The sequence below is a fragment of the Variovorax sp. 01T439_2 genome, from assembly GCF_056398445.1.
Genome location: NZ_JBFTPJ010000737.1, coordinates 1 through 3,005, shown reverse-complemented (window position 1 = coordinate 3,005; position 3,005 = coordinate 1). Strand labels below are relative to the sequence as shown.

The 3,005-nt window shown below is 62.7% G+C and carries 2 protein-coding genes and 1 pseudogene; all 3 read right to left on the bottom strand.

Annotation, left to right across the window (positions count from 1 at the left end):
- A pseudogene (locus AC1DOC_RS26895) lies at positions 1-485 on the bottom strand (PrkA family serine protein kinase); the annotation flags it as partial.
- A 660-nt stretch (positions 486-1,145) separates the two neighbouring features.
- The gene (dnaJ, locus tag AC1DOC_RS26890) at positions 1,146-2,282 is read right to left on the bottom strand and encodes a molecular chaperone DnaJ (RefSeq protein ID WP_012746853.1); all 1,137 of its coding nucleotides are present in this window, start codon (positions 2,280-2,282) and stop codon (positions 1,146-1,148) included.
- Between the two features lie 97 nt (positions 2,283-2,379).
- A partial coding sequence (locus tag AC1DOC_RS26885; protein WP_478130847.1) for an Hsp70 family protein occupies positions 2,380-3,005 on the bottom strand: 626 nt, incomplete at its 5' end.

Sequence of the window (3,005 nt, the reverse complement as noted above, 5' to 3'; positions counted from 1 at the left end):
CCGTATTCCTTTTCGAGGATCTCGCCATCTTCGGCGGCGTCGAACAGGCCGAGCGGCGTCTCGTTGACCGGCGAACCCTGGATGGCATAGAAGGGCACATGCTCCATGAGCTGCTTCAGGCGCTCGGCGATCGAGCTCTTGCCGCCGCCGACCGGGCCGAGCAGATAGAGGATCTGCTTCTTTTCCTCCAGGCCCTGCGCGGCATGCCTGAAGTACGACACCACCTGCTCGATGGCGTCCTCCATGCCGTAGAACTCCTTGAACGCCGGGTAGATCTTGATGACCTTGTTCGCGAAGATCCGCGAAAGCCGGGAATCGTTGCGCGTGTCGACCAGCTCGGGTTCGCCGATGGCCTTGAGCATCCGCTCGGACGCAGTGGCATACGCGGTGGGGTCGCGTTTGCAGATATCCAGGAAGTCCTGCAGCGAGAGAACTTCCTCGCGGGTGCGCTCGTAACGGGCGGCAAAGTTGCTGATCACATCCATGGTCACGCCTCCATCAGGTCTGCGGGTTTATTGGACCCGAAGCCAGCAGCCGCAACGCGTAGCAACTTTTTAAAGGTGTACCGCCCATGGCTGCAAGCCATCGAAACTCCCTTAATCTCCATCTGCACAAACAGCATAAAGCAAAGAGTGCACCCGGAAAATTCTTTGTTAAATCAGAACCACAGTGCCGAGTAAAGTTCCTGAGAAAAACCCGCAGCATTTGGCAATTCCAGCTAAATTTCAGGGTTCGGGCTATCGATCTCAGCGCCACCCTGCCGCCCAGTGAAAATACCTATGGCGATCGGCATATGCAGTCATTGCATCTTTTCCGGCGAAAGCACCTCCTAATGAGCCCCCGGCGGCTCAAAGCAGTTACACACCAATAACGCGCCGGGTCGTGTTTAGGTTTATTGCTCAATCGAAAAATATATAAAAGCAATCTGCGCGCCATCTTTTGATGGGCATGTCGCGCATGTGGGCGTGGGAAAGCGCGCCAAGGCGTGGTCGGCGGGGTTCCGAGGGGGTGTCGTCAATGGTGCGCGGCACCGAACGAGGTCGGCAGGCACCGTTCGCGTGCGCGAAGCAGCGCGGCACCCAAGCGAGTGCGCGCCGCGCTTTCTAACTGCTTGAAAAGACAGGGGAATCGGCTGCGCCGGGCCTTCAGCTGAAGAATTCCTTGGCCTTGTCGAACCAGCCCTTGTCGGTCGGGCTGTGCTTGTCGCCGCCCTTCTTGAGCGATTCGTCCAGCTCCTTGAGCAGCTTGCGCTGGTGCTCGGTGAGCTTGACCGGCGTTTCGACGCGCACGTGGCAGTACAGGTCGCCCGGATAGCTGGAGCGCACGCCCTTGATGCCCTTGCCGCGCAGGCGGAACTGCTTGCCGCTCTGGGTGCCATCGGGAATGTCGATGGCGGCGGCGCCCTTGAGCGTGGGCACGCTGATCTCGCCGCCCAGCGCCGCGGTGGTCATGCTCACGGGCACGACGCAGTGCAGGTCGTCGCCATCGCGCTCGAACAGCTCGTGCTTCTTGAGCCGGATCTCGATATACAGGTCGCCCGGCGGCCCGCCGTTGGTGCCCGGTTCGCCGTTGCCGGTGCTGCGGATGCGCATGCCGTCGTCGATGCCGGCCGGGATCTTGACCTCGAGCGTCTTGTTGTTCTTGATCTTGCCCTGGCCATGGCACACGGTGCAGGGCTCGGGAATGATCTTGCCGCTGCCGTGGCAGGTGGGGCAGGTCTGCTGCACGCTGAAGAAGCCCTGGCGCATCTGCACGGCGCCGGCGCCGTGGCAGGTGGTGCAGGTGATGGGCTTGGTGCCAGGCTTGGCGCCGGTGCCCTTGCAGGTGCCGCAGTCGTCCCAGCTGGGGATGCGGATCTGCGCTTCCTTGCCCTCGGCCGCTTCTTCCAGCGTGACCTCCATCGCATAGCTCAGGTCGCTGCCGCGGAACACCTGGCGCCCGCCGCTGGTGCGCCCGCGCGCGCCGCCGAACACGTCGCCGAAGATGTCGCCAAAGGCCTCCGCAAAGCCGCCGAAGCCTTCGGCACCGGGGCCGCCGCGCATGTTGGGGTCGACGCCGGCGTGGCCGTACTGGTCGTAGGCCGCGCGCTTTTGCGCGTCCGACAGCATTTCGTAGGCTTCCTTGACCTCCTTGAACTTGGTCTCGGCGTCCTTGGTGGTATCGCCGTGGTTGCGGTCCGGGTGGTGCTTCATCGCAAGCTTGCGATAAGCCTTCTTGATTTCCTCCTCGCTCGCGTTCTTGGGAACGCCGAGGGTTTCGTAGTAGTCGCGTTTTGTGGCCATGGCTGGTTCGGTCGGGGCGGGCGGGAAGCCGTAACTTGAAGCGAGAAAGGCTGGAACACCCGGTCAGGTGGTCCAGCCTCGTTCGAAGGACTGAAGATCAGCCCTTCTTGACTTCCTTGACCTCGGCGTCGACCACGTTGTCGTCGGCCGGTGCGCTTGCAGCTTCCGGGCCAGCAGCGGCACCCGGGCCGCCGGCGGCGCCTGCCGCGGCCTGCGCATCGGCATACATCTTTTCGCCGAGCTTCTGGCTTGCGGTCATCAGCGTGTTGGTCTTTTCCTCGATCGAGGCCTTGTCCTCGCCCTTGAGGGCTTCTTCCAGATCCTTGATCGCGGCTTCGATCTTTTCCTTCTCGCCGGCGTCCAGGCTCGCGCCGTGCTCGCCGAGCGACTTCTTCACGCTGTGCACCATGGCTTCGCCCTGGTTGCGGGCCTGCGCGAGCTCGACCTTCTTCTTGTCCTCGGCCGCGTTGAGCTCGGCGTCCTTCACCATCTTCTGGATCTCGTCTTCCGACAGGCCCGAGTTCGCCTTGATGGTGATCTTGTTTTCCTTGCCGGTGCCCTTGTCCTTGGCGCCCACGTGCAGGATGCCGTTGGCGTCGATGTCGAAGCTCACCTCGATCTGCGGCGTGCCGCGCGCTGCCGGCGGGATGCCCTCGAGGTTGAATTCGCCCAGCAGCTTGTTGCCCGAGGCGATCTCGCGCTCGCCCTGGAACACCTTGATGG

Bases quoted from the DNA above. Each gene is read 5' to 3' on its own strand.
- dnaJ (WP_012746853.1), bottom strand. From the start codon at position 2,282: ATGGCCACAAAACGCGACTACTACGAAACCCTCGGCGTTCCCAAGAAC.